The organism is Chitinophaga sp. 05T412, from assembly GCF_056396465.1.
On the sequence record NZ_JBFTLN010000001.1, the window covers coordinates 87041 to 111589 of the forward strand.

The 24549-nt window shown below is 45.6% G+C and carries 19 protein-coding genes and 1 riboswitch; of the genes, 7 read left to right on the forward strand and 12 right to left on the reverse strand.

All coding sequences use genetic code 11. The features are described from left to right. Nucleotides 1-23: 23 nt before the first annotated feature. Nucleotides 24-608, reverse strand: a complete 585-nt coding sequence (locus tag AC1DFM_RS00350; RefSeq protein WP_477074738.1) for an RNA polymerase sigma-70 factor — start codon at nucleotides 606-608, stop codon at nucleotides 24-26. Nucleotides 609-674: 66 nt separating this feature from the next. After that, nucleotides 675-1277 (reverse strand): TrmH family RNA methyltransferase, encoded by a 603-nt coding sequence (locus AC1DFM_RS00355; RefSeq protein ID WP_477074739.1) that lies wholly within the window; start codon nucleotides 1275-1277, stop codon nucleotides 675-677. 275 nt (nucleotides 1278-1552) lie between these two features. Here AC1DFM_RS00355 and AC1DFM_RS00360 point away from each other — a divergent pair, with 275 nt between their 5' ends. After that, nucleotides 1553-4240, forward strand: coding sequence for a hypothetical protein (locus AC1DFM_RS00360; RefSeq protein ID WP_477074740.1), 2688 nt, complete (start codon nucleotides 1553-1555; stop codon nucleotides 4238-4240). Nucleotides 4241-4375: 135 nt separating this feature from the next. Then, on the forward strand, nucleotides 4376-4759 hold the full coding sequence (locus AC1DFM_RS00365; RefSeq protein WP_477074741.1) for an SdpI family protein: 384 nt from the start codon (nucleotides 4376-4378) through the stop codon (nucleotides 4757-4759). A 70-nt stretch (nucleotides 4760-4829) separates the two neighbouring features. On the opposite strand, the gene AC1DFM_RS00370 is transcribed toward AC1DFM_RS00365, so the two are convergent. The 5 genes from AC1DFM_RS00370 to AC1DFM_RS00390 form a co-directional block, all read right to left on the reverse strand. Continuing rightward, nucleotides 4830-8012 carry an efflux RND transporter permease subunit gene (locus AC1DFM_RS00370; protein WP_477074742.1) on the reverse strand — a complete coding sequence of 1061 codons (3183 nt, stop codon included), beginning with the start codon at nucleotides 8010-8012 and terminating at the stop codon, nucleotides 4830-4832. A gap of 28 nt (nucleotides 8013-8040) precedes the next feature. Beyond that, a complete protein-coding gene (locus tag AC1DFM_RS00375; protein ID WP_477074743.1) occupies nucleotides 8041-9168 on the reverse strand; it encodes an efflux RND transporter periplasmic adaptor subunit in 1128 nt (375 codons plus the stop codon). Between the two features lie 27 nt (nucleotides 9169-9195). Continuing rightward, nucleotides 9196-10530 carry a TolC family protein gene (locus AC1DFM_RS00380; protein WP_477074744.1) on the reverse strand — a complete coding sequence of 445 codons (1335 nt, stop codon included), beginning with the start codon at nucleotides 10528-10530 and terminating at the stop codon, nucleotides 9196-9198. A gap of 422 nt (nucleotides 10531-10952) precedes the next feature. Further along, a complete protein-coding gene (lipA, locus tag AC1DFM_RS00385; RefSeq protein ID WP_079468971.1) occupies nucleotides 10953-11852 on the reverse strand; it encodes a lipoyl synthase in 900 nt (299 codons plus the stop codon). Nucleotides 11853-11888: 36 nt separating this feature from the next. Continuing rightward, the gene (locus AC1DFM_RS00390) at nucleotides 11889-12692 is read right to left on the reverse strand and encodes a hypothetical protein (protein ID WP_477074745.1); all 804 of its coding nucleotides are present in this window, start codon (nucleotides 12690-12692) and stop codon (nucleotides 11889-11891) included. A gap of 192 nt (nucleotides 12693-12884) precedes the next feature. On the opposite strand from AC1DFM_RS00390, the gene AC1DFM_RS00395 reads away from it, so the two are divergent. Continuing rightward, nucleotides 12885-13292 carry an OsmC family protein gene (locus tag AC1DFM_RS00395; protein ID WP_477074746.1) on the forward strand — a complete coding sequence of 136 codons (408 nt, stop codon included), beginning with the start codon at nucleotides 12885-12887 and terminating at the stop codon, nucleotides 13290-13292. A gap of 127 nt (nucleotides 13293-13419) precedes the next feature. Here the strand turns inward: AC1DFM_RS00395 and AC1DFM_RS00400 are convergent, their stop codons facing one another. Further along, entirely contained in the window at nucleotides 13420-14703 is a 1284-nt protein-coding gene (locus tag AC1DFM_RS00400; protein WP_477074747.1) for a DUF2851 family protein, read from the reverse strand. A 125-nt stretch (nucleotides 14704-14828) separates the two neighbouring features. Next, a riboswitch (SAM riboswitch) is annotated at nucleotides 14829-14947 on the forward strand. A 185-nt stretch (nucleotides 14948-15132) separates the two neighbouring features. Between AC1DFM_RS00400 and AC1DFM_RS00405 the strand changes: the two genes are divergently transcribed. Together AC1DFM_RS00405 and AC1DFM_RS00410 are read left to right on the forward strand one after the other, a co-directional pair. Continuing rightward, nucleotides 15133-16311, forward strand: coding sequence for a trans-sulfuration enzyme family protein (locus AC1DFM_RS00405; protein ID WP_477074748.1), 1179 nt, complete (start codon nucleotides 15133-15135; stop codon nucleotides 16309-16311). Nucleotides 16312-16408: 97 nt separating this feature from the next. After that, the gene (locus AC1DFM_RS00410) at nucleotides 16409-17590 is read left to right on the forward strand and encodes a homoserine dehydrogenase (RefSeq protein ID WP_477074749.1); all 1182 of its coding nucleotides are present in this window, start codon (nucleotides 16409-16411) and stop codon (nucleotides 17588-17590) included. A 63-nt stretch (nucleotides 17591-17653) separates the two neighbouring features. Here AC1DFM_RS00410 and AC1DFM_RS00415 read toward each other — a convergent pair whose 3' ends face one another. The 4 genes from AC1DFM_RS00415 to AC1DFM_RS00430 all read right to left on the reverse strand — a co-directional run bounded on the left by AC1DFM_RS00415 (nucleotide 17654) and on the right by AC1DFM_RS00430 (nucleotide 20596). Beyond that, nucleotides 17654-18223 (reverse strand): Maf family nucleotide pyrophosphatase, encoded by a 570-nt coding sequence (locus tag AC1DFM_RS00415; protein ID WP_477074750.1) that lies wholly within the window; start codon nucleotides 18221-18223, stop codon nucleotides 17654-17656. A gap of 2 nt (nucleotides 18224-18225) precedes the next feature. Then, on the reverse strand, nucleotides 18226-19167 hold the full coding sequence (locus tag AC1DFM_RS00420; RefSeq protein WP_477074751.1) for a geranylgeranylglycerol-phosphate geranylgeranyltransferase: 942 nt from the start codon (nucleotides 19165-19167) through the stop codon (nucleotides 18226-18228). Nucleotides 19168-19181: 14 nt separating this feature from the next. After that, the gene (locus AC1DFM_RS00425; RefSeq protein ID WP_477074752.1) at nucleotides 19182-19703 is read right to left on the reverse strand and encodes a KdsC family phosphatase; all 522 of its coding nucleotides are present in this window, start codon (nucleotides 19701-19703) and stop codon (nucleotides 19182-19184) included. Between the two features lie 128 nt (nucleotides 19704-19831). Continuing rightward, nucleotides 19832-20596: a Rossmann-like and DUF2520 domain-containing protein gene (locus tag AC1DFM_RS00430; RefSeq protein WP_477074753.1), complete on the reverse strand. Its 765-nt coding sequence runs from the start codon at nucleotides 20594-20596 to the stop codon at nucleotides 19832-19834. A 230-nt stretch (nucleotides 20597-20826) separates the two neighbouring features. On the opposite strand from AC1DFM_RS00430, the gene AC1DFM_RS00435 reads away from it, so the two are divergent. Further along, nucleotides 20827-21795 (forward strand): glycosyltransferase family 10 domain-containing protein, encoded by a 969-nt coding sequence (locus AC1DFM_RS00435; protein WP_477074754.1) that lies wholly within the window; start codon nucleotides 20827-20829, stop codon nucleotides 21793-21795. Nucleotides 21796-22155: 360 nt separating this feature from the next. Then, nucleotides 22156-24504, forward strand: a complete 2349-nt coding sequence (gene topA, locus AC1DFM_RS00440; RefSeq protein WP_477074755.1) for a type I DNA topoisomerase — start codon at nucleotides 22156-22158, stop codon at nucleotides 24502-24504. Nucleotides 24505-24549: the final 45 nt, after the last annotated feature.

Here is a 24549-nt window from a genome sequence, read left to right on the forward strand (position 1 = left end):
TCCCGAAGTTTTTTTATTTTTTTTTAGTGAGATAGCAATAACACCAGGTGCAACAATTCGTTCTTCAACAATTTTGTACGCAATTGCTTAATGGCTTCCGTTTTAAGATTTCTGACAGTTTTTTCGCTGATGCCTGTCTGCTGGGCTATTTCAGCATTTTTCAATCCCTTAAGACTCAATCGGAGGATGTTGGCCATCTTTCCAGGAAGTTTTTCAATCTCCAGGTACAGGTGCTGATAAATTTGCTCCCTTGTGGTACTAAATGATTCCAGCTCTAACTGTTCGTGCGATTGTTGCCTGGCTAGTTCCTCATGCCGCCGGTTCATCCGGTCTTCATTTCGCAGATGATTCAGACAAGCATTTCGGGCAATGGTATATAATAAAGCACTAATATTAGACTGGGCAGATAAGTTGCTACGTTTATCCCACAGCTTTACAAATGTTTCCAACGTAATATCTTCCGCCACCTGCCGGTCCTCCACGAATTTCATGGAGAAAGAAAATACCAACAGGAAGTAATCATTGTACACTGTTTCAAATGCTCCTCTGTCGCTATCTGACAGTTGACGGAGCAATAATATTTCATCGATTGGTAAGTAGGCAGACATTTAATAATCAATCCAGTATCATTGGCTAATATAATCAATGCCCTTGTTCCGGACAATTAATCTTTCCTAGTTATCTTCCAGATCTCCTGCCTTAAAGCCCCACTCTGTCAACAGGGCATTGTACCGGTTGTCTGGCAGGCCTTGTTGCTGATAGTGGCCGGCGATTGTTTTCTGGCGCATGGCTTCATAAATGCTGACAGCGCATGCCACCGAAATATTTAAGGAACGGATGATCCCCATTTGCGGGATGATAAAATTCCCGTCCGCCATTGCCCTGGTGGTATCACTCACGCCATTCTGTTCGTTACCGAAAACCAGGGCCACTGAACCTTTAAAATCAATATCGTATAAACTTACCGCATCTGCAGCCAGATGTGTGGTGAGTATTTTGTCGTAATGCTTGCGCAATTCAGTAAAACAATCTGCGGCATTATTAAAATCATGAATGGTCAGCCATTGTTTAGCGCTACTGCTGCTACGGTGGCCCCAGTTCTTGTCCCGTGGCGGTTTTGAGGTGATAATATAAACATCCTGTATGCCCACAGCATCACAGGTACGCATTACTGCTGCTACATTGTGGGGGTCCTGTACATCTTCCAGCACCACTGTTAAATTGACCTGCCGTCTCTTTAAAACCGACAGTAATCGTTCCTTTCTTTCTGGTGTCATGCTGCAAAAGTAACGAAAGCGGGTGTATTTTATCTTCCGGCAGGATTAGCCGGATGTTGGTGATTTTTTATTTTTTTGTTTTTCTGGTTATAGAAAGATGGCAAAAAGATTTATAGCTCCGTCGGGGTCAATCTGTTATCATCTTCTTAAATCTTTTAAAATGTAATCAGCAACAGGCGGTAAATCCTGCCGAAACACAAAATCCGCTCCAATCATCTGCCTTAATCATTTTCTCCTTTCCCCTTTCTCCTTATCTTCACCGCAAAAAAAAGCCTATGCTCAAAAAGATCCTAAAAATTGTGGGCATCACAATAGTGGTCTTGATACTGGCAGCCATCGCCATTCCCTATTTCTTCAAAGACAAGATCATTGCGAAAGTTAAAACGGAACTGAACAACCGGCTCAATGCCAAAGTGGACTTTAAAGATGTGGACATCAGTTTGTTCCGGCATTTCCCACGACTGGCCGTTGGGTTGGAAGACCTGCAGGTAATTGGTACCGGTGAGTTTTCCGCAGATACCCTGCTGGCTGTAAAACAGATTGATGTGGCCCTGAACCTCATGAGTGTAGTGAAAGGCGATAAGATGGATATCTATAATATCGCGCTCATACAGCCACGGATACACGCTATTGTAAACAAAAACGGCGCCGCCAACTGGAATATCACCAAACCCGATACCAGCGCCGCCACGCCGGCTGATACCAGCAAAAGTAAATTTGCCCTCAGCCTGCAACAATATAAAATTGAGGACGCCCTGATCAGTTATGACGACCGCCAGGGAAATATGGCCTTACTCATTACTGGCTTAACCCACCAGGGTAAAGGTGATTTCACGCAGGATCAATTCCTGCTACAAACCAACACCGTAGCTGAGGGCATCACTTTCCGCTATGGACTGATCCCTTATTTATCGCAGGTAAAAACCAAACTGGATGCCGCCATCCAGGTAGATAATAACAGCAACACCTATACGCTAAAAGATGGTAAAGCCGCCATCAACAACCTGGAACTGGCGCTACAAGGATTCTTCAAACTGGTAAATGATTCTACCTATGGTATGGACATGAGCTTTAAAGCCCCTTCTACCAATTTTAAAGACCTGTTGTCGCTGGTACCTGCAGTATACAAAACAGATTTTGATAAGATAAAAACCAGCGGTACGGCCGCTTTCGATGGGTTCGTAAAAGGGAACTACTCTCCTGTGCAAATGCCTTCGTTTGGACTGAACCTGGCCGTGAAAGATGGTTTCTTCCAATATCCTGATCTGCCTAAACCAGTAAAAAATATCCAGATCGCCATGAAGATCAGCAACCCGGATGGCGTACCCGATCATACCGTGGTAGATATGCCTACCGGCCACCTGGAAATGGACAATACTCCACTGGACCTGCGCATGCTGGTGAAAACACCGATCTCTGATTTATATGTAGACGCTGCTGCCAAAGGCAAACTGGATCTCTCTAAAATCACCCAGTTCGTGAAACTGGAAGCCGGTACCAACTTATCCGGCTTACTGGATGCAGACATCAACGCCAAAGGCAACATGAGTGCCATCGAAAAACAACAATACGATCGCTTCTACGCCGCCGGTACCCTGCAATTGAGCAACATGCTCTATAAAAGCAAGGACTACCCCGATGGCGTGAAAGTAAATAACCTCTCCCTGCAGTTTAACCCTAAAAACGTAACGGTAAAAGACCTGAACGGACAATACATGGGCACCAACTTTGAAGCCAACGGAGAAGTGAATAACCTGCTCGCCTATACGTTCAAAAATGCCCCGCTGGATGGTAAAATGAACTTCAAAGCAGATGAAATTAACCTGAATAAATGGATGGGCACTACACCGACCGCTCCTGATCCGGCTACTGCTAAGAAAGATAGCGCTGCAGCTGTACCGTTTGCAGTTCCGGCTAACCTGAATCTCGGACTGGTAGCCAATGTGAACAAAATCCACTACGACAAAGCCGACCTCACCAACGTAAGCGGTAACCTGCTCGTAAAAGATGAAACCGTGACCATGCAACAGCTGAAAGCCAATGCACTGCAGGGTACCATGGAAATCAATGGTAGTTATAGCACCAAAGCCAGCAAAATAAACCCGGATATTAACCTGGCGTACAATGTGCAAAACCTCGATGTACAACAAACCTTCAATACCTTCAACACCGTGCAGAAGTTAATGCCGATTGGTAAATTCCTCTCCGGTAAAATTACGTCGCAGTTAACCGTGCGTGGTAAGCTGGGCAAGGATATGTCGCCAGAGCTGAATACCCTCACCGGCGATGGTAACCTCCTGCTGATACAGGGCTTCCTGAAACAGTTTGCACCAGTAGATCAATTGGCCAATAGCCTGAATGTAGCGCAACTGAAAGATCTTTCCCTGCGTGATATCAAAAACTACTTTGCTTTTGAAAACGGCCGCGTAAAAGTGAATCCGTTCAAAGTAACCGTAGGTGGCGTGCGCATGGATATTGCCGGTTCACATGGCTTTGATCAGTCGCTCGATTATACCCTGCAACTGGCGCTGCCACGTAGCCTGATGGGCTCGGCTGGTAATGCACTGGTGAACAACCTGGCATCACAGGCGCAAAGCAAAGGCATTCCCGTAAACCTGGGTGATAGCGTTCATCTGCAGGTATTAATGGGTGGTAACATCCTGAAACCAAGCGTTAAAACGGATCTGCGCGAATCTGCCAACAGCCTGAAAGCACAAGCGGCTGAACTGGTAAAAAATAAAGTGGATTCGGTAAAACATACCGTAAAAGACAGCCTCAACCAGCTTAAAAACACCGCAGTGAATTCCCTGAAAGACGAACTAAAAAATCAACTCAGCGGAAAGAAAGATTCTACCAACACTGGCAAACCACTGGAAAATGTGGGCAAACAAGCCGGAGAAACGGTGAAGAATACACTGAATGGATTGTTTAAGAAGAAGGCCACTGATACCACGAAACATTAAAGAATTACGAATTACGAATTACGGATTTGTGGGTAGATAGTAAACACGAAGATCACTTCGCTTCTATCTACCCACAAATCCGTAATTCGTAATTCGTAATTCTTTCGTAACTTATGGTAACCAAAACCCCGGACCATGTTGTTGCGTTTCCTCCATACTACGTACTGCAACGCGGCTATCTTTGCCGGCGTATTGTTTTTCCTGATGGGATACATCATTCACCGCTTTCCGCCGAAAACGACCAAATCATGGTATGGTTACCGCAGTGTGCTATCTACCAAAACACTGGAAATGTGGCATTCCGCCAATGAATATGCTGCCGGTATTTCTAAACGCATTGGCGTTATCCTGCTGGCCACCGGACTCGCCTGTGCGCTGATATTCGACAGTCAAACTGATTGGTTCCTCTACATCACTGTAGGCGCGGTGGTAGCCGGTACTATGTATATGGTGGGAGATACGGAATGGCAGTTAACCCGGCATTTCGACAAAGATGGTAAACGCATCCTGCCGGAATAAAACAGGAAAAGGCGCCGCTTTCGCAACGCCCTTCCTGCTTATGTATAATTATAAACCCTCTCTTTTACGCTTACAGTTTTCCCTGTATATCATGTTCAGGTACTGACTGATAGCTCTCTTTCATTTTACGCAGTTTTTCTTTACCATACGCCAAACGGGTAATGACCACATACAATACCGGCACAATAAAGATGGCCAGGAAGGTAGCGGTAAACATACCACCTAATACCGTCCAACCCATGGTTTTACGCGCTTCCGCACCTGCACCGGAAGAAAATACCAGCGGCAGAATACCTAAGAGGAATGCCATGGAAGTCATGATGATAGGCCGTAAACGGAGCTTGGCCGCTTCTACTGCTGCTGTTACCACATCCATGCCTCTGTCCACACGTTCCTTCGCAAATTCCACAATCAGGATGGCGTTCTTGGCCGACAACCCAATCAATGTAATCAAACCAATCTGTGCATATACGTTATTACTCAGCTTAGGCAGGAAGGTCAGCACCAGAATGGCCCCAAAGGCGCCAATAGGAACCGCCAGCAGTACAGAGAAGGGTACGGACCAGCTTTCATACAATGCGGCCAGAAACAGGAACACAAAGATGATGGAGAGGGCAAAGATATATACCGTCTTAGACCCTGATAATATTTCCTCGCGGCTCAAACCGGAGAATTCATAACCATATCCATCGGGTAATGTTCCCGCAGCCACTTCTTTCAGGGCGTTGATCGCATCACCACTACTAAAGCCAGGCGCCGGTCCTCCGTTGATTTCGGCAGAGCGGAACAGGTTATAGTGAGATATCACCGGCGCGGTTTCTATCACTTTATAAGAAGTCAACGCACTGATAGGCACCATAGATCCCGCACTATTACGTACAAATAACTGGTTCAGGTTTTTGATATCTCCCCGGTAAGTAGAATCGGCCTGCGTTACCACACGGAAATTACGTCCGTAAATGGTGAAGTCGTTGATATAAGCACTACCCATATATGTTTGCAGGGCAGACGCGATATCTGAAATTTTCACGCCCATTTTCTTCGCCTTCTCACGATCTATATCCAGCTGATAACCCGGTGTACGCGCCGTGAAGAAAGAGAAAGCCTGTGCTATTTCCGGACGCTTGTTGGCAGAATCAATGAAGTTCCGCAATACGCCTTCAAAGGCCTTGATTTCTCCCGCCCCTCTTTGCTGCAATACGAAAGAGAAACCGGCTGTTTGACCCAGACCCGGAATAGCCGGCGGCTGTATCACTACCACATTGGCCTCTTTATACTTACTCAGCTTTTTCTTTACCGTCGCAACCAAAGCCGTAATCTGCAGGGAATCTGCCTTACGCTCTGCCCATGGTTTCAGGGAACAGAAAATGGTACCACTGTTGGATTTAGTGGCAAAGCTCACCGCATTCAAACCTCCCAGCGCCGCATAGTGTGCAATACCCGGCGTTGTTTCCAGGTCTTTCATCATCTGCGACATCACACCTACCGTACGTTCTGTAGAAGAAGATTCCGGTAAGTCGAAAGTGATAATCAAACGGCCTTCATCTTCTGTAGGAATAAAGCCGGTAGGTTTGGATTTGAATAACATCATCGTACCTACGAAAATGCAAAGCAGGATTACCACCGCAAAACGGAAGTAACGGATACTTTTCTTCACGCCCATAGAGTAGCGGGAAGTAGTATGTCCGAACCAACGGTTGAATTTAAAGAAGAATTTGTTCAGCCCTTTTGAATCCTTATCCAGGTGCATCGGTTTCAGCAACAGGATACACAATGCCGGTGTTAATGACAACGCCACAAAAGCAGAGATCATTACGGAAATAGCAATGGTGATCGCAAACTGTTGGTACAAACGACCTACGATACCAGGTATAAATCCTACCGGTACAAACACCGCGGCCAAAATCAATGCAATGGCGATTACCGGGCCGGAAATTTCTTTCATTGCCTGTGCCGTTGCATCTCTGGGCGTCATTTTCTCGTGGTCAATATTATGCTGTACCGCTTCCACCACCACAATGGCATCATCCACCACAATACCGATGGCGAGTACAAAACCGAACAACGTCAGCGTATTGATGGTAAAGCCAAGCGGGATAAAGAAGATGAAAGTAGCAATGATAGATACCGGAATGGCCAGGATAGGAATCAACGTAGCGCGCCAGCTCTGCAGGAACAGGAACACCACAATCACTACCAGTATCAGGGCTTCTACCAGGGTATGCACCACTTCTTCAATAGATACTTTCACCACGGATACCGACTCAAACGGCACTACATATTCCACATCTTTCGGGAACTGTTTTTTCAGTTCTTCCATGGCAGCGGTTACGTTGGCCGCGGTTTCCAGTGCATTACTACCGGGTGCCTGGTATACGAGCAGGTAAGCCGCACGTTTACCGTCCACATAGTTGTTACCGGCATAATTGAATTTACCCAACTGCACGCGGGCTACATCTTTCAGGTATACCAGTGATCCATCCGCAGGACGGGTTTTCACCACGATATTGCCGAATTCTTCCGGTGTGGATAAACGTCCTTTCGTAAAGATGTTGTATTCAAATGTTTGCCCGGTTTGTTGTGGTGGCGCACCAACAGATCCGGCAGTAATCTGCGCGTTCTGTTCTGCCAGTGCGGCACGGATATCATCGGCGGTAACGCCCATTTCAGCCAGCTTATCGGGCTTCAGCCAGATACGCATACTGAAATCATCTGCACGCGTGAAGATGTCACCTACTCCTTTGGCTCTCAGCAATGCATCTTTTACATATACGTTGGTGTAGTTGTCGAGGAAGGTGATATCATGTGTGCCCTTAGGTGAATACAGTGCTACCAGCATTAAAATGCTGGGGTTACGCTTTCTAACGGTTAAGCCTAAACGCTGTACTTCCTGCGGCAGGGTAGGTTGTGCAATCCCCACACGGTTCTGCACATCCAGCGCGGCAATATTGATGTCGGTACCTACTTCGAAGTTTACCGTCATACTCATTTGTCCGCTGCTGGTATTGTTGGTGTTGATGTACGTCATACCAGGCGTACCATTCACCTGTACTTCCACAGGAGTGGCCACGGTTTGTTCCACCGTTTGGGCATCGGCCCCGGTGTAGGTACCTGTTACCTGTACGGTGGGGGGCGAGATCTCCGGATACTGGCCCACGGCCAGGTTCATCATCGCCAATATTCCCACCAGCACCAGCACTATAGATATCACTATGGCCGTTACGGGTCGTTTTATAAAAGTATCTGCAATCATGATCTTCGCTGTTGATTCTACTGATAAACTATTTCTTCGCAGGCGCGCCTTGTGGTGCGGCTGGTATTCCAATCTGTATTTTACCGCCATCGCGTAAGCGCTGGAAGCCTTCAACAATGACCTTGTCACCAGCCTGTACGCCGTCCATGATCACTATTTTATCACCCAGTTTAGGTCCGAGGTGTACTTTCTGCTGGGCCGCTACTGAATCTTTCGCTACAAACACAAAGTATTCGCCCATTTGCTCTGTTACGGCTTTGAATGGGATGATCAATCTTTCGCCGGACTGTTCGTTGAGTACACGTAACACACAGCTCATACCATCTTTCAGCTTATCATCCGGGTTGTTGAATTCAATACGTACGCGGATGGTACCGGTTTGATTATCTACCCCGCGATCGATGGCCAGTATTTTACCGGCATGTACATAAGCGGTGCCATCAGACAATTGCAGGCGGAACGTACTATCGTTGCCGTTACCTTTGCCCTGCATGGCTGCAAAACGGGGAATATCATTTTCTGTTACCACAAAATCCACTGCTATAGGATTTTCACTGGAGATGGTGTTCAGCAGCGTGCTTCCGGGGCTCACTTGTGCGCCCAGTTTCACCTGAGAAATACCAATGCGTCCGGTGAACGGTGCTTTGATAAGGGAGTAATCCAGGTCGGTACGTACTGCTGCCAGGTTGGCTTCTGCCGCAGCCAGCTGGCTCCGGGAAGTTTCGAGCGTTGCCCGGGCGTTATCCAGTATCTGACGGGCTACCGCATCCTGATCGGCCAGGCGCTGATAGCGGTCGTCATCTTTTTTAGCTCTTTCAAAGCTGGCCTTTGCACTGGCTACGTTTGCCTGTGCAGACAGCACCGCTGCTTCATATTTACGACGATCTATTTCATACAATGCTTTTCCCTTCTGCACAACTTCTCCTTCTTTGAAAAAGATGCCGGTGATAAATCCACCCACCTGAGAGCGCAGTTCCACCTGATTGATGGCCACCACCGTGGCGGGATATTTATCGTAATAAACGGCCGGCGATACAGCTGCTTCCGTAACATTTACCGGTGTAGGGGGCATCACAGGCGCCGTTTTTTTAGCAGGACCACTGCAGGCCGATAAGCCCAGGATACTGGCAGCGCTGATTAAGATAATGTTGTTCATTTTTTTCATATCCGTTCCGGTTACCATTTAATAATTAGCTGTTAAGGTTCCTAATGCTTTTTGCAAGTCTATCCTGCTGGATAATACCTGGTACATAGAATTGTAGTAATTCAGTTGCGCACTCCGCAACTCTGTTTCAGATATCAGTACGTCGAGATACGTTTTGATGCCTTCTTTATATTGTAGCTGTAACATATCGTATACATCCTTTGCCATCTGCACATTTTCTTTCAGGGTCAGATAGTCGTTGTAGTTACTCTTGTACGTGGCCATGGCCTGCACATACTGCGAATTAATCTGACTTCTCAGGGCGGCATAATCCCACTGCGTACGCTGCAATTGCAGCTCCGCCATACGGATGTTATGTATCCGTTTTCCTCCCTGAAAAATAGGCAGGGATAATTTCAATCCTGCTAATGAGTTAGGATAATCATGGCTGTATAACTTGTTGAATTCTGCATTCTGATAGGCGAAGGAATAGTTAATAAACGCCGATACGGTAGGCAGGAAACTCCATTTATTGTATTTCAGGTTGGCCTGCAGCAGGCTTTCCTGTGTTTGCAGCAACTGGTATTCAATACGACCTTTATAATCTGCTACCTGTAAGGTATCATCACCGGTTACCTGAGATGATACAGCGGCAGAATCGGAGGTGAGTGGTATATCGCTGGCATTGGTGGGATATCCCATCAAGTCTTTGAGATACGCCTGTTTCGCTGTCAGCAGTTCGCGGGCCGACTTTTGTTGGGCGCGGGCATTGTTCAGGGAAATGGTGGCGCGTTTGGCGTCTGTTTTATCAACTACACCGCTGGCGTACTGGTTGTTGGCATCCTTCAGACTGCGTTCCAGGCGAATGATGTCTTCACTCAACACTTTAATTTGTTCGGTGGTGAGCAACACATCATAATACGCTTTGCTGACGCTGGCTACCAGGTCAATCTGGTTGCGGGCAGTGGTTTGCTGGCTTTGTTTTCGTACATCCTTGGCCGTATTGCGGGCCAGCAACAGGTCACGGGTAAAGATGTTCTGGTTTAATCCAAACAGGGCAGCGGAAGAATTGGCAACGCCCGCCTGAATAGGATTCCCACCTAAAATAGAGGTGGGTATTTTCAGGTAGTGCTGGATGTTGTAATCCAGGTTGATCTGCGGATACCAGTCGGCCAGTTTACTCTTCACAGTTCTATCGGTGATCGCTTCATCAATCAACGACTGGCGGATGACCGGCTGATGCGAAATAGCATACCGGATACATTCCTGCAGGGTAGCACTGGTTAACAGGGAATCCGACGATGACTGTGCAAACAACTGCGGCGTTATCAACAATCCGCAGGACACAGCTAACAAATAAAATGCTCTTTTCATAAAAGGCTTTTGACATTCAGTTCATCATTGTACCAATCAAAAGAAAATAATACCAGTATGAAAAGTGGAAAAGCTGAAAGCCAACTACTTCTTACGGCATAGTATTAATATTCCTTGTTGTTAAGCAGCTATTTACTGCGTAACAATATTTTATTACTGCAAAAACATGTTAAGCCGTAATCGCTACAGCAAACAGGTAGGTTTGATAAATGAGTTGCTTATTCAAAGGATCTGAAACAGTAGCTGCACGGCGTCCGGGTTTAGATTCCAGGTATTTGAAAACAACGTATAACAGAGAAGTAGGTTAGACAACAAACATTTTGTTGTTAGGTAAAAGTATTTCGGGCGCTAAGATAGTGTTATGAAAACAAAAATCCACCCTTTCAGGTGGATTTTAACAATTACATGAAATTTAGTTCCGGTCATCCTTTATTTCGACCGCTAACAATATGTTTTTCCGCATGATAAGAGGACCTAACTAACGGTCCGGACTCTACGTAGTCCAGTCCCATGTTGTATCCTATTTCGCGTAACTCTGCAAATTCATCAGGATGTACAAAGCGCGCTACCGGCAGGTGCTTAGGGGTAGGTTGCAGGTACTGACCTAGTGTGACTACATCACAACCGTTGTCGTACAGATCCTGCATGGCTTGTACTACTTCTTCCTTGGTTTCACCCAGGCCGAGCATGATACCACTCTTGGTACGCATACCACCTTCTTTCAGGCGACGGATGACTTCCAGGCTGCGGTGATATTTGGCTTGTATCCTCACCTGCTTGGTTAAACGTTCTACCGTTTCCAGGTTATGTGAAACTATTTCAGGCGCTACATCAATGATACGTTGGAGATTTTCCCATTGACCACGAAAATCCGGGATCAGGGTTTCCATGGTTGTTTCGGGATTTAACGCCCTTACTGCATTGATGGTGTTAGCCCAGATGATAGAACCACCGTCTTTCAGTTCATCTCTATCAACGGATGTGATGACCGCATGCTTTACTTTCATCAGGTAAATGGCTTCTGCCACACGCTGAGGTTCGTCAAAATCTACGGCTTCCGGGCGGCCGGTAGCTACGGCACAAAAGCCGCAACTGCGGGTACAGATATTTCCCAGGATCATGAAAGTGGCCGTACCGGCTCCCCAGCACTCACCCATGTTAGGGCAGTTACCGCTTTCACAGATCGTATGTAATTTATGGGTATCTACCAGGTTCCTCACCTGCTTATAGTTCTCGCCTATCGGTAATTTAACGCGCAGCCAATCAGGCTTTTTTACTCTTGTTGTAGCCGGTTCGGCGGCTATTACGGGTAGTTCTTGCATCGCTTATTCCTTTCTTTAGAAAAGCAAAGTTAACACTTATCTCTTATTCCAGCGCTTCCCGAATTGAAGGCTTACATATGCGCCAAAAAAGAACTGTTTATTATAGTCTATTCCACCATATTCCACCATAATAGGGATTTTTTTGGTATACATTTCCGCATTCATCCCCACTTCCAGGGCGCTTACCACCTCATTAAAATGGGCCCAGTCGAAGCGCATCCCCAATTTAGCGTGCAAACCCGGCACCACACTCAGGTTATTCCAGCCCTTCCCAAAACCACCGGCGCCAATAATATCGTTTACCTTCAGGAATTGCTCAGCATTTTCCGGACTATACTTTATCTCCTCACTTCCTCCATTCACCTGCATATTCAGGTAATAAGGCTTCAATAATCCCACAGACAAGCCACCATAGTAGATCAAGTCCACTTCTACCCCGTTTTTATTGGCTTTTCCACCCAACATATAGCGCTGACCTACGCCCAGCTTAGCCTGGTAAAAGTTATTCTGTTTTCCGTATATAAAAGGACGCTGTGTAAAGTAAGCACTGCTTTTCTTCACTTCCTTATTACTCTTCTTCTCCGAAAAGTCAAACTGGAAATAAGTGACTTTCTTCCTGCTTTTCCGATAACCCAGTTCCACGAAGCCTGTCCAGCCATCGGTATTAAGTCTGCCACCTACCGAAAAATCACGCTGAAAAACATTCTCCCCCTCTTCCTGCTCCCGAAAAACAGAAATCCTTTTCAGCTTACGCTGTTCCTTATCGCTTTTCTTGCTTTTTTGCGTGGAAGTGTTATTGGTATTGGATTGCGCAAATAAGCCGCCGGATATTATTGCCAAAAACAGGATTAAGTATATTTTTTTCACAGTGGGCTATTATTATAATAAGTAAACGCTTGAACCAAGGTATTGTTATGTATATATTACAAACGTAGCTAATTTTTTTTTAGTTTAACAGCACCTCCGCTTTCCATATTGCTCATATCCTGAAAATACTATTAATTTTACCTCCAGATCATAAAAAGAATCAATATGCAAACAGCATCTATCATTTATAACGGGGAGTTACGCACCACAGCTACCCATCTCCGCTCCGGCACTGTGATTGAAACAGACGCACCAGTAGATAATAAAGGTAAAGGAGAAAGATTTTCTCCTACTGACCTGGTAGCCACCGCGCTGGGCTCCTGTATGCTTTCCATTATGGGCATCAAAGCCATGGAAAACAACTGGGCTATTGAAGGTACCAAAGTAAGTGTACTGAAAACCATGGGCACAGAACCCCGCCGTATTACCGGTGTAACTATCGTATTCGATTTTCCTGCCGGTCATAACCTGGGCGAAAAAGAAAGAACTATACTCGAAAGAGCGGCACATACCTGTCCAGTGGCAGAAAGCGTACATCCGGATATGGTGCAGGATGTTACTTTTAACTGGTAATACGGGGGCAGAAAGCAAAAAGCAGAAAGCAAAAAGCTATTGTAGCGAGTGACCATTGCGGATATTACTACGCTTTAATCATTCGCTACAATAGCTTTTTGCTTTCTGCTTTCCGCTTTCTGCTCTTCTAAACCCCACCTATAATTTTTATCCCCACAGCGCAATGCAGGCACCGCTTCTCATCGCAGTAGTACTGCTTCAACTGCAATAATGCCTGCGACTCCATCGCACTTTCCTGTGTTACGCCCAACTGTTCCCATGCTGCGGTGATCCGGTTTCTTTCCGGTGGCAGCTGCTCTAAAAAATGCAAGGCCTTTTCCTGGTAATATTTCAGCTGCTTTTGCTGTCCATACAGGAACAGCAACGGCAGTACGGTATTAATCAGAATACCGTGAACCGCCTGTTTTCCTGGTAGCTGGGTGTGCCCTACGACCTGTCCAAACCGGTAATGGCTACGCCAATACGCCGACGGCTGTACGAAAAATAACCGCTCCAGCTCCGTTATATCATTCGCATCCAGTATCCTGGAAAACAGGCGGGGACTATGTTGCAGCAAAGCCGAAAAAGTAGCCAGCCGCATGGTGGGGAACGCCGCCGGCCGCATCCGCAACCAGTTCCAGTGATGCGCAGCAATAGGACAAAGCCCATACTTATGCTGCAGATGTACATATATGGCCTGTAGCTGCGCCATATATTCATCTGCCGGCGGTTGGCTCAACATGCCCGCCTGCCCAAACAGCAGCGCCTCCAGCTGCAGGCGTTCCTGCCGGTATCGCATCAGCAGGGTGTAAGAGAGCGACTGGGCTACTTCCAGCATGGGCAGGGCATTTACCGGCATCCCATAACTCTGCGCCACCGCCCAATAACACACCTCTTCCCAATTGGATTGGCTGCTTTGCAGCCAGGCCCGCAACACCCCCAACTTGCGCTCCCAGCGTTCGGCCAACAGCCTTTCCTTCCAGCTTAACCACGTGAGCGGCGGAACAGCGGCCACATAAGCCGCACAGGGAACAAAGGGCGACAACTGCCGCAGCTGCTCATAGCGCTCCAACAACAGTTTGGGAATATGCTGCTGCAATTCCAGACAGGGTACACCCGGAATACGATCAGCCGGCATGTCATGTACAAATACCACATGCAGGATCACCCGCCCGTATTGTGGATTGTGCTGATGCTTATGCCGGAACCAGTCGGAAGTACGCAGGTGCAGCTCTACCTGCCCTACCCATAAAGTGGCGCCAATCCTGATTTTTGCAGCAGAAAAATCAGGGCCGCCATGATGATTATGTAGTCCGGGATATAAAATCTGTACCGGTTCTCCACCGGTAGTGGCCAGGTGATCCTGCTTAAACAGCCGGAAGGCCCAGATGTACTGGAATAGCTCTTCTGAGAGCAACGGGTTAACAAACATAAAGATACGGTTGGTATAAAATAGTATCAGCTAAAGGTAATAAAACATCGTTTAATAAATAAATTCAAACTTCCATTTGGAAATCTCATCAAAGTCACATTACCTTTGCGCCAGTTCTTACACATCACTTATCCAGAAAGGCGGAGGGACTTGGCCCTGCGATGCCTTAGCAACCTTTCCTGATTTTATGATCAGGAAAAAGGTGCTAATTCCTGCCCATGCGCAAGCGTGGGAAAGATAAGTTGGCAGAGATAATACTTCACAGATATATATAACTTTCTAAGAAAGCTCTTCCAACACACGGAAGAGCTTTTTTTATGCCCACTCCGCCCCCTTTTCATGGATTTGTTGTTGTTTAAGTTGATCTTTAATGATAAAGTTGCAGCAGATTATTGTGCACATTGAACATCATTAAAAATAATTTATAACATGAAAACAGCTACACAACTGATTCATAGCATTCCGGTAGACGAACTGACAGGCGCCATTTCTGTGCCTATCTATCAAACATCCACCTTTGTGCAGGAATCACCGGGCATCAATAAAGGCTTTGAATTTTCGCGGGCAAATAACCCCACGAGAAAAGTGCTGGAAGACCTCATCTGCAACCTGGAAGAAGGATTTGCCGGATTTGCGTTCGCCAGTGGCATGTCGGCCATTGATGCGGTACTGAAGCTGTTAAAGACCGGCGATGAAATCATGGCGGTAGAAGATACCTACGGTGGCATCTTCCAAATCTTTAACCACATGTTTGAACGCTTCGGTATCAAAGTTAATTTCGTAGATACCAGCAACATCGACAAAGTATTGGCGGCTATTACCCCCAACACCAAAATCATCTGGCTGGAATCCCCTACCAATCCAACATTGCGCATTTCTGATATCAAATCTATCAGCAAAATTGCCAAACAACATAACATCTTGCTGGTAGTAGATAATACTTTCAGCACCCCACTATTACAACAACCTATCACCCTCGGCGCGGATATCGTTATCCACAGCGCTTCCAAATATCTTTCCGGACATAGCGATGTAATTGCCGGACTGGTGGTGGTGAACAGCAAAGTACTGGCAGACCAGATCCGCTATAACCAAAATATTTCCGGTAGTATACTCAGTCCTTTTGAAGCATGGCTGACTATCCGCGGGGTGGAAACATTGTACCTGCGACTGGAAAAACAATGCAGCAATGCCAATGCTATCGCTAACTGGCTGGCCGCACATCCTGCTGTGGATAAAGTGTTTTATCCCGGACTGGCTACGCATAAAAATCATCATATCGCCCGTAAACAACAGAAAAATTACGGCGCACTGGTAAGCTTTTCCCTGAAAAGCGACAATATCAAAAATGCCATCCGCATCGTGAACGCTACCAAGTTATTTAAACTGGCAGAAAGTTTCGGCGGCGTGAAAAGCATGCTGGCCCATCCGGCTACCATGACGCATCGTAACATACCGGAAGAATTCCGGAAAAGAACAGGGCTGCAGGATTCCTGTATCCGTTTATCAGTAGGTATTGAAGATGCCGACGACCTGATTAACGACCTGAAACAAGCGCTGGATAAGCTAAACCATCCGGCTGGCAAGCAAATTACTGTTTTACAATAAAGCCCTTAGTGATTAACCACCACTTTGACTGTACAGAACCTGATCATCTCTGCATCGTTAAAGACTAATTGCTGAAGGCTGCAAGCTCAAAAAATGTATGGAAAATAAGATCATCAATTTAGGTATTTTCGGTTTCGGCGTCGTAGGACAAGGACTCTATGAAGTGTTGAACAGAACAAAAGGTATTAATGCACGGATTAAAAAAATCTGTATTAAAGACCCTAATAAGTCAAGACCTATCGATAGCAGCTACTTTACTACCGATAAAAATGAAATTCTGGAAGATCCTACCATTGACGTGGTAGTAGAACTGATCAATGAAACCGAAGCAGCCTTTGAAATTGTGAGCACCGCCCTGCGTAACGGCAAAGCGGTAGTAAGCGCCAGCAAAAGAATGATCGCGGAAAATTTGCCAGCCCTGTATCAACTGCAGGCTGAAAACAAAGTACCGTTCCTGTATGAAGCGTCCAGCTGCGCCAGTATTCCTATTATCCGCAACCTGGAAGAATATTATGATAACGACCTGCTCAATGCTGTAGAAGGTATCTGTAACGGCTCTACGAACTATATTCTCACCAAAATATTTGAAGAAAACCTCAGCTTCGAAACCGCCCTGCAACAAGCGCAGGACCTGGGTTTTGCCGAAACAGACCCTACCCTCGACATCGAAGGATACGATCCGAAATTTAAAATCGTGATCCTCCTCCTCCATGCCTTCGGTACTTTCGTGAAACCCGAAGAAGTATTCAACTTCGGTATTCATCACCTGAATGATTTTGACATCCAGTTCGCCAAACAGCGCAACTGTACCATCAAACTCATTGCACAATGCCGTCGTCAGAACGGACACGTATTCTCTTACGTACTGCCGCACCTGATCAAGGAACATAACCTGCTCTACGATGTATACAATGAATACAATGGTATTCTGCTGGAAAGTGCTTTCACCGACAAACAATTCTTTGTAGGTAAAGGTGCTGGTGGTACCGCTACCGGTAGCGCCGTACTGTCCGATATTTCCGCGTTGTTATACAACTATCGCTACGAGTACAAAAAGATTAAACAAAACAATCAGCCCAGCTTTACCAATGATGTAAATCTAAAGGTATACCTGCGCTATAAAACACCCGACCAGGTAGATCTGGCAGAGTTCTTCAATATCTCTGAAAAATACGAATCCAGCGAATGGCGTTATGTGGTAGGTACCATTAACTTACAGAAGCTGAGAGAAGCTGGCTGGCTGAAAAATAAAGATGTTAATATTCTGGTATTAGAATAAAGAGATGTAAATAAGCAAAAACCAATCGTAAAAACGGCGCTGATCACAGCGCCGTTCTTATTATTAAAAGTTTTCCAGTTCTTCCACTACTTTACTCACCGGTAACCCCATTACATTGTAGAAACAGCCATTAATGCTGTCGATCCCCACTGCGCCGATCCATTCCTGTATCGCATAAGCACCGGCTTTATCGAATGGTTTGTAATGATCCACGTAATAAGTCAGCTGCTCCACATTCAGCGGTTTAAAATGTACCGACGTAATTTTGGAAAAAGCCACTTCTTTTGCGCCCTGTTGTATAATAACGCCCGTGACTACACGGTGTTCACGGCCACTGAGACGGCCAAGAATATCAATGGCATCCTGCCGGTCTTTCGGCTTGCCAATAATGTCATCATCCAGCACCACTACCGTATCTGCAGCAATAATAATATCGTTGGGAGCACAAAGGTCACGCACAGCGGCCGCTTTCTGCCGGGCTATATGCACCGGAATATCAGGTATCGCCAGTTCCGGAGGAAAGGTTTCAGCGGTTTCCACTACTTTCACTTCGAAAGGAATGCCGGCCTGCTCCAACAACTGCTTTCTACGGGGCGACTGTGAGGCCAGAATAACAGGTTTTCCTTTATACATCTCTATAAATAAATTTTAAAAAATATCATGGACAAAATGCCGGTCAGCATCACTACTTTCACGAGCGTACTCACTTTATGATAGTGCTCCGGCAGATGTGCTTTTTTCAGCTGTAAATAAATATATCCACAAGGTAGCTGCACAAACAACAACAGATAAACAACGGCTGCATACCAATCTAATATCCACACCCTTATTTCCACGGCCAGGATAATCACCACCAGTGCCAGCAACAATACATTACAAAAGCGTTTGGCGGCCAACACACCCCAGGCGATAGGCAGGGTGCGGCAACCATCTTTGCTGTCGCCCATCATATCTTCCAGATCTTTCACCACTTCTCTGACCATAGAAATCAAAAACGCAAACAACGCATATACGCCGATAATCTGTATCAGCTTGCGGCCGGTAGCAGACATAATCGCTTCAAAGCTATGGTAGATCTGTTTCTCATAAAATCCTACCACTACTACGGCGAGTGCCGTCAGCAGCGAAATAACCACATTACCGATTAAGACCTGCCGTTTAAAAGAAGTGGAATAAAACCAGAGTAGCAGGGAACAAATCACCTGCGTAAAACCCAGATAGAACTGTCCTGTTTTAAAAGCGACCATAAAGCCCAGGGATACGCCGGCCATATTCAGCAGGGTATGCCAGGCCATGGCCCAACGCCGGCTGATAATTTTGTCCAGCACCATTTTATCCGGCTTATTGACGATGTCAATATTGATGTCGAAATAGTCGTTGATAATATAACCGGCAGCCGCCACCAGGATGGTAGACAAACTCAGTAATACAAATTGAGGAACAGGGAGCGACGGCTCTTCGCCAGAGCTGCGCAACACGGGTTCCACTACGCAGTATTGCAGTAAAAACTGGGTAAGGCCAATATATATCAGGTTTGGGTACCTGATCAATTTAAAAAATGCAGCCCAGAGCTTCATAGTTTTCTCTTTTATTATTTCGATGCAATACCTTCATCCATTAGCCAATGTCCATTCAGTTTCAGCACTTTTTCCATTACTTCCCTTACGCAGCCGTGGCCTCCGGGCAAAGGGGATATATATTTTGAAATACTTTTAATTTCCTGGGCAGCATCTGCAGGGCAAGTCGGTAATCCCACCAATTGCATCGGCTGATAATCGGGTATATCATCTCCCATATAAAGTAGTTCATCCCAGCGCAGGTCATTTTCAAATACATAATCCTGCAGCTTTTCCTGCTTATCATGTATGCCGGTATAAATATCCTTAATGCCTAGTCCCTGTAGCCTGCTTACTACGCTTTCTGATTTTCCTCCGGAGATGATAACCACCCGGTAGCCTTTTTTCACGGCCAATTGCAGTGCGTAGCCATCTTTGATATTCATTCTGCGCGACATCTCTCCACCCGGCAACAATTGCAGGGTACCATCAGTAAGTACACCGTCTACATCCAGCACAAATGTGGTGATAGATTTAAATAAAGCCAATACGTTCATGGGGCCAAAAGTAAAGAATTACGAATTAGGAATTACGAATTACGAATTTGCAGGTAGATATAAGCGAAAAATACCCACGTTTACTCTCTCCCCACAAATCCGTAATTCGTAATTCCTAATTCGTAATTCTATTTATTATGGAACTGATAAATAGCATCAGACATCACCTGGTATACCAGCTGCAAATATTCGTTTCCTGCCAGCAAATCGCGGTGCAGGCTCATTGTATTTTCATCCTGGCGCAGTGCCGGCCCGGTTTGCACTGCTTCCGGCGGAAATTTCTCCAGCCGGTCAAAAGTTTCCTTTATAATCGGCTGCAACAAGGTGAAATCCAGCTGTTCTTTTTCACAATAGGCTTTCGCCTGGGCAATCAGATGGTTGGTGAAATTATTACAAAGCACCGCGGTGAGATGATACTTCAGCCGCTGGGCAGAGGTAGTAACAGTTACACTTCCGGAAATACTCTGCGCCAAAGCCTGCAGTCGCCGCAACACGTCATCATTACTGGCTTCCAGCATTACCGGGATCGGGGGATAACTTTTAATTTCTTTGCGGATAGACTGTAACGGATATACGACACCGGTATTCGACGAAATCCTGGAGATGGCATCCAGTGATACCGCACCTGCGGTATGCGCCACAAAACGCTTTCCAAGACGCAACTGGTCATTCAATTCAGCAATAGCACTATCACTTACCGCCAACAGATAAATATCTGCCTCCATATTAATATCCTGCAAATCGTCGGTATAAGCCGCATTCAGCATTTCGCCCAATTCCTGCGCATGTGCCTTTTGCCGGCTCACTACCTGCTTTACCTGGTGACCATGAATCTTTAAAAGATGTCCGAAACAATGTGCCACATTGCCCGTACCCACAATGACTATATCCATTATATTTTTTTTAAAATAATAAAACGCCGGGAATGAGCCAGCCTGCATCATTCATTCTTTCTAATATACGCGATTTAGTGCGTCAACGTTCTTTCCTTGTTGAATAACCGGTATACATATGTAATTAATCATTTAATATTGTAAAATTTTTTAAGCATAAAAAGACTATAGCTACCAGCTAAATAACACCCGACTGGTGCCACTGTAGCAATATAAAATACGTCCCTGCAATGCAATTTTTTGAAAAACTCCTTGCCCGGCTTGCATCCTCAGGTCCGGCATACCAATACCAATCACTTCATTCCGGTATTGAAATACTCAACTTCTGGCCCGGTCAGGCGCCGGAAGATCTCTGGTTACATCGTTTTTTTCAAAACAGGCTGCAGGATGTTGATTTATCTGACCAACGGCTTACTATTGCTTCGCTCTTTGGTCCCCGGAATCATATCCGGCAAAGTCCCGGCAAAACGAAAATCTTTTTTAGCGGGGAAAACCTGGACCGGTTTCCCAAATATAAAGACTATTGCATAGATGAAGTGGACCTGGCAATGGGGTTTGACTACTTACAACATCCCAAATACCTCCGGCTACCACTATGGCTGCTTTATTTATTGGACCCCGTTCCAATGCGGCAGGCGGATATTCAAAAAAGGCTCGATAACATCATGGCTAAAATCCGGGCCAATTATAAAGCAGATAAAAGATTCTGCTCGCTGATCTCCAGCCACGATAAAAACGGGATACGTTCCCGCTTACTGGATGCTGTCAGCACCATTGAAAAAGTAGACAGTGCTGGTAAGTTCCGAAATAACACTAATCTCCTGAAAGAGCAGTATCAGGATGACAAGCCTGTTTTCCTGGCAGCCTACCGGTTTAATATCTGCCCTGAAAATACCAATAAAGCAGGCTATGTAACCGAAAAGCTATTTGAGGTGATCCTGGCCGGAGCAGTCCCCATTTACTGGGGTAGCAACAACCGCCCTGAACCCGAGGTGCTGAACCAGGATGCTATATTGTATTATAATGGTCGCCGGAAAATAAACACCTTATTAAAAGAGATCTCCGACCTTCATCATAACGAGCATGCTTATAGGGAATTTTCGCTGCAGGACCGGTTTGCTCCCCATGCGGCAGAATATATTGCAGAAACACTGAATACCCTGGAGCAATCTGTCCGGAAATTGATAGCCACCAAATAGGGTACTATGTAATGTGCTTTTTTTCAGAATGGCTATATTAATAGTTTTGTTATCTTTAACAGCCTTGATTCCAGTTGATACCGGCAGGTTTATGATCCTGCCGCCTGTCAGGTCAGGCAGTGTTACTATCTGAACTAAACAGGGTGGCCTTTTTCAAAGCCTCCATCGTTAATTATTTGATAACTAAACACATCTGGTGTTGGAATCACAAAGCCGGTGTGTGCTGTCCCTACGGAAAATATCTCACCGTGATTGGGCTATAAAGACCAATATCAATATAATTTTATATCATTGCAAAATTCATTGAAGTAATTATTTCACAGAATTTTGCGTATTTAGCAGCATATTAAAGAAGCATACATGGCAAAAAATTTAGTTATAGTTGAGTCCCCGGCGAAAGCCAAGACCATAGAAAAAATATTGGGCAAAGACTTTGAGGTCAAGTCCTGCTTCGGTCACATCCGTGATCTGGAGAAAGACGACATGGGGATAGACATCGAAAATAACTTTAAGCCGAAGTATGTAATACCAGAGGATAAAGAAAAGGTAGTAAAAGAACTGAAGAAGCTGGCGAAGGAAACCGATGAGGTATGGCTGGCAACGGATGAGGACCGTGAAGGAGAAGCCATTTCCTGGCATTTATGTGAGGTGTTGAAACTGGACCCTAAAACTACCAAACGAATTGTTTTTCATGAAATCACCAAGCCTGCTATAGAAAACGCCGTTCAACATCCGCGTAAGCTGGATATGGACCGTGTAAATGCGCAGCAGGCCCGTCGTATACTGGATCGTATTGTGGGTTTTGAAATTTCCCCGGTACTGTGGCGTAAAATGAGCATGCGCAATTCCCTGTCTGCCGGCCGTGTGCAATCCGTGGCGGTACGACTGATTGTGGAGCGTGAAAGAGAAATTAACCACTTCCAGTCTGTTAGCACCTTCAAAGTAGAAGCTTACTTTACTGGTAAAGATATTAATGGCAAAAACATCTCCTTTAAAGCAGAAGGCCCCGGCAAATTCAAAACTGCCGAAGACGCCGAAAAATTCCTGCAACAATGTGTAGGTGCTGCCTATACCGTTAAAGACATACAGGTAAAGCCTGGTAAAAAATCGCCCGCTGCGCCATTTACCACGTCTACCCTGCAACAGGAAGCCAGCCGCAAACTGGGCTACAGCGTTTCCAAAACCATGTTGCTGGCCCAAAAGCTGTATGAAAGTGGTAATATCACCTACATGCGTACGGACTCCGTAAACCTGTCGGATACTGCAGTAGGTGAAATAGAAAAAGCAATTAAAGGCAGTTTTGGTGATAAATACCACCAACACCGCAAATTCAAAAATAAAAATGAATCCGCTCAGGAAGCGCACGAAGCCATCCGCCCCACCTACATGGAAAATACCACAGTAGATGATGCGGATACACGCAAGCTGTACGAACTGATCTGGAAACGTACCATCGCCAGCCAGATGGCAGATGCCGAACTGGAAAAAACCATCGCTAAAATCGATATCTCTACCAACCACGATGAGCTTACTGCCAGCGGTGAAGTACTGAAATTCGATGGCTTCCTGAAAGTATATATGGAAAGCCACGATGACGAAGAAGAACAAGACGAACAGGAAGGTTCTTTACCTCCATTAGCGGTAAAACAATCACTGGACCTGAAAGAAATGAAGGCCACTGAAAGATTCTCCCGCCCGGCGCCACGCTACACAGAAGCCAGCCTGGTAAAGAAGCTGGAAGAACTGGGCATCGGCCGTCCATCTACTTATGCACCTACTATTACCACTATTCAGAAGCGTAATTATGTAGAGAAAAGAGAGAAAGAAGGTGTAAAAAGAGACTACCGCATCCTGACACTGAAAGCAGATAAAATCAGCAAACAAACCGAGTCGGAAAATACCGGCGCGGAAAAATCCAAACTATTCCCTACCGATCTGGGAATGATCGTTACCGACTTCCTCAACCAATACTTTAATAATGTAATGGACTATGGCTTTACCGCCAAAATTGAGGAAGAATTCGATGAAATTGCCAGCGGTAAAAAGGAATGGAATAACATGATCAGCGACTTCTACTTCCCTTTCCATAAAGATGTGGAAAACACACTGGAAAACGCTGAACGTGTAAAAGGCGAACGCCCGTTAGGTACAGATGCTGCTTCCGGCAAACCTATTGTAGCACGTATGGGCCGCTATGGTCCTATGATTCAGATAGGCAGTGTAGAAGATGAGGAAAAGCCACGCTTTGCCAAATTAAAGGCCACCCAGAGCATTGAAACCATCACGCTGGACGAAGCCATGGAATTATTTAAATTGCCCCGTAACCTGGGTCAGTTTGAAGACTCTGACGTGATCGTCAATATTGGCCGCTTTGGTCCTTACGCACAACACGATAAAAAATTCTATTCCCTGAAAAAGGAAATGGACCCGTATACAGTGGAACTGGACGAAGTAGCACCGCTGATTGCGGAGAAACGTACTGCCAAAGACGAGCGTACTATCAAAATATTTGAGAAAGAAAAAATACAGATCCTGAAAGGTCCATATGGTCCTTACATCAAACAAGGATTGAAGAACTTTAAAATACCAAAAGAGAAAATTGATACGGCTGCTGACTTAACGGTAGAAGAAGCCAAAGCTATTATTGAAGAGGCGAAGGCAAATCCACCTAAGAAAAAAGCACCACCAAGGAAGAAGAAAGCTGAATAACGCAGTGGTACGAATATGATGAAAATGGGGGCAATGATAATAACT

What these genes read in the sequence shown, in the direction of transcription:
- AC1DFM_RS00360 (WP_477074740.1), top strand. Translation starts at nt 1,553, where the DNA reads ATGCTCAAAAAGATCCTAAAAATTGTGGGCATCACAATAGTGGTCTTG.
- AC1DFM_RS00370 (WP_477074742.1), bottom strand. Translation starts at nt 8,012, where the DNA reads ATGATTGCAGATACTTTTATAAAACGACCCGTAACGGCCATAGTGATA.
- topA (WP_477074755.1), top strand. Translation starts at nt 22,156, where the DNA reads ATGGCAAAAAATTTAGTTATAGTTGAGTCCCCGGCGAAAGCCAAGACC.
- AC1DFM_RS00365 (WP_477074741.1), top strand. Translation starts at nt 4,376, where the DNA reads ATGTTGTTGCGTTTCCTCCATACTACGTACTGCAACGCGGCTATCTTT.
- AC1DFM_RS00350 (WP_477074738.1), bottom strand. Translation starts at nt 608, where the DNA reads ATGTCTGCCTACTTACCAATCGATGAAATATTATTGCTCCGTCAACTG.
- AC1DFM_RS00415 (WP_477074750.1), bottom strand. Translation starts at nt 18,223, where the DNA reads ATGTATAAAGGAAAACCTGTTATTCTGGCCTCACAGTCGCCCCGTAGA.
- AC1DFM_RS00425 (WP_477074752.1), bottom strand. Translation starts at nt 19,703, where the DNA reads ATGAACGTATTGGCTTTATTTAAATCTATCACCACATTTGTGCTGGAT.
- AC1DFM_RS00355 (WP_477074739.1), bottom strand. Translation starts at nt 1,277, where the DNA reads ATGACACCAGAAAGAAAGGAACGATTACTGTCGGTTTTAAAGAGACGG.
- AC1DFM_RS00400 (WP_477074747.1), bottom strand. Translation starts at nt 14,703, where the DNA reads ATGTTTGTTAACCCGTTGCTCTCAGAAGAGCTATTCCAGTACATCTGG.
- AC1DFM_RS00395 (WP_477074746.1), top strand. Translation starts at nt 12,885, where the DNA reads ATGCAAACAGCATCTATCATTTATAACGGGGAGTTACGCACCACAGCT.
- AC1DFM_RS00405 (WP_477074748.1), top strand. Translation starts at nt 15,133, where the DNA reads ATGAAAACAGCTACACAACTGATTCATAGCATTCCGGTAGACGAACTG.
- AC1DFM_RS00435 (WP_477074754.1), top strand. Translation starts at nt 20,827, where the DNA reads ATGCAATTTTTTGAAAAACTCCTTGCCCGGCTTGCATCCTCAGGTCCG.
- AC1DFM_RS00430 (WP_477074753.1), bottom strand. Translation starts at nt 20,596, where the DNA reads ATGGATATAGTCATTGTGGGTACGGGCAATGTGGCACATTGTTTCGGA.
- AC1DFM_RS00420 (WP_477074751.1), bottom strand. Translation starts at nt 19,167, where the DNA reads ATGAAGCTCTGGGCTGCATTTTTTAAATTGATCAGGTACCCAAACCTG.
- lipA (WP_079468971.1), bottom strand. Translation starts at nt 11,852, where the DNA reads ATGCAAGAACTACCCGTAATAGCCGCCGAACCGGCTACAACAAGAGTA.
- AC1DFM_RS00375 (WP_477074743.1), bottom strand. Translation starts at nt 9,168, where the DNA reads ATGAACAACATTATCTTAATCAGCGCTGCCAGTATCCTGGGCTTATCG.
- AC1DFM_RS00380 (WP_477074744.1), bottom strand. Translation starts at nt 10,530, where the DNA reads ATGAAAAGAGCATTTTATTTGTTAGCTGTGTCCTGCGGATTGTTGATA.
- AC1DFM_RS00410 (WP_477074749.1), top strand. Translation starts at nt 16,409, where the DNA reads ATGGAAAATAAGATCATCAATTTAGGTATTTTCGGTTTCGGCGTCGTA.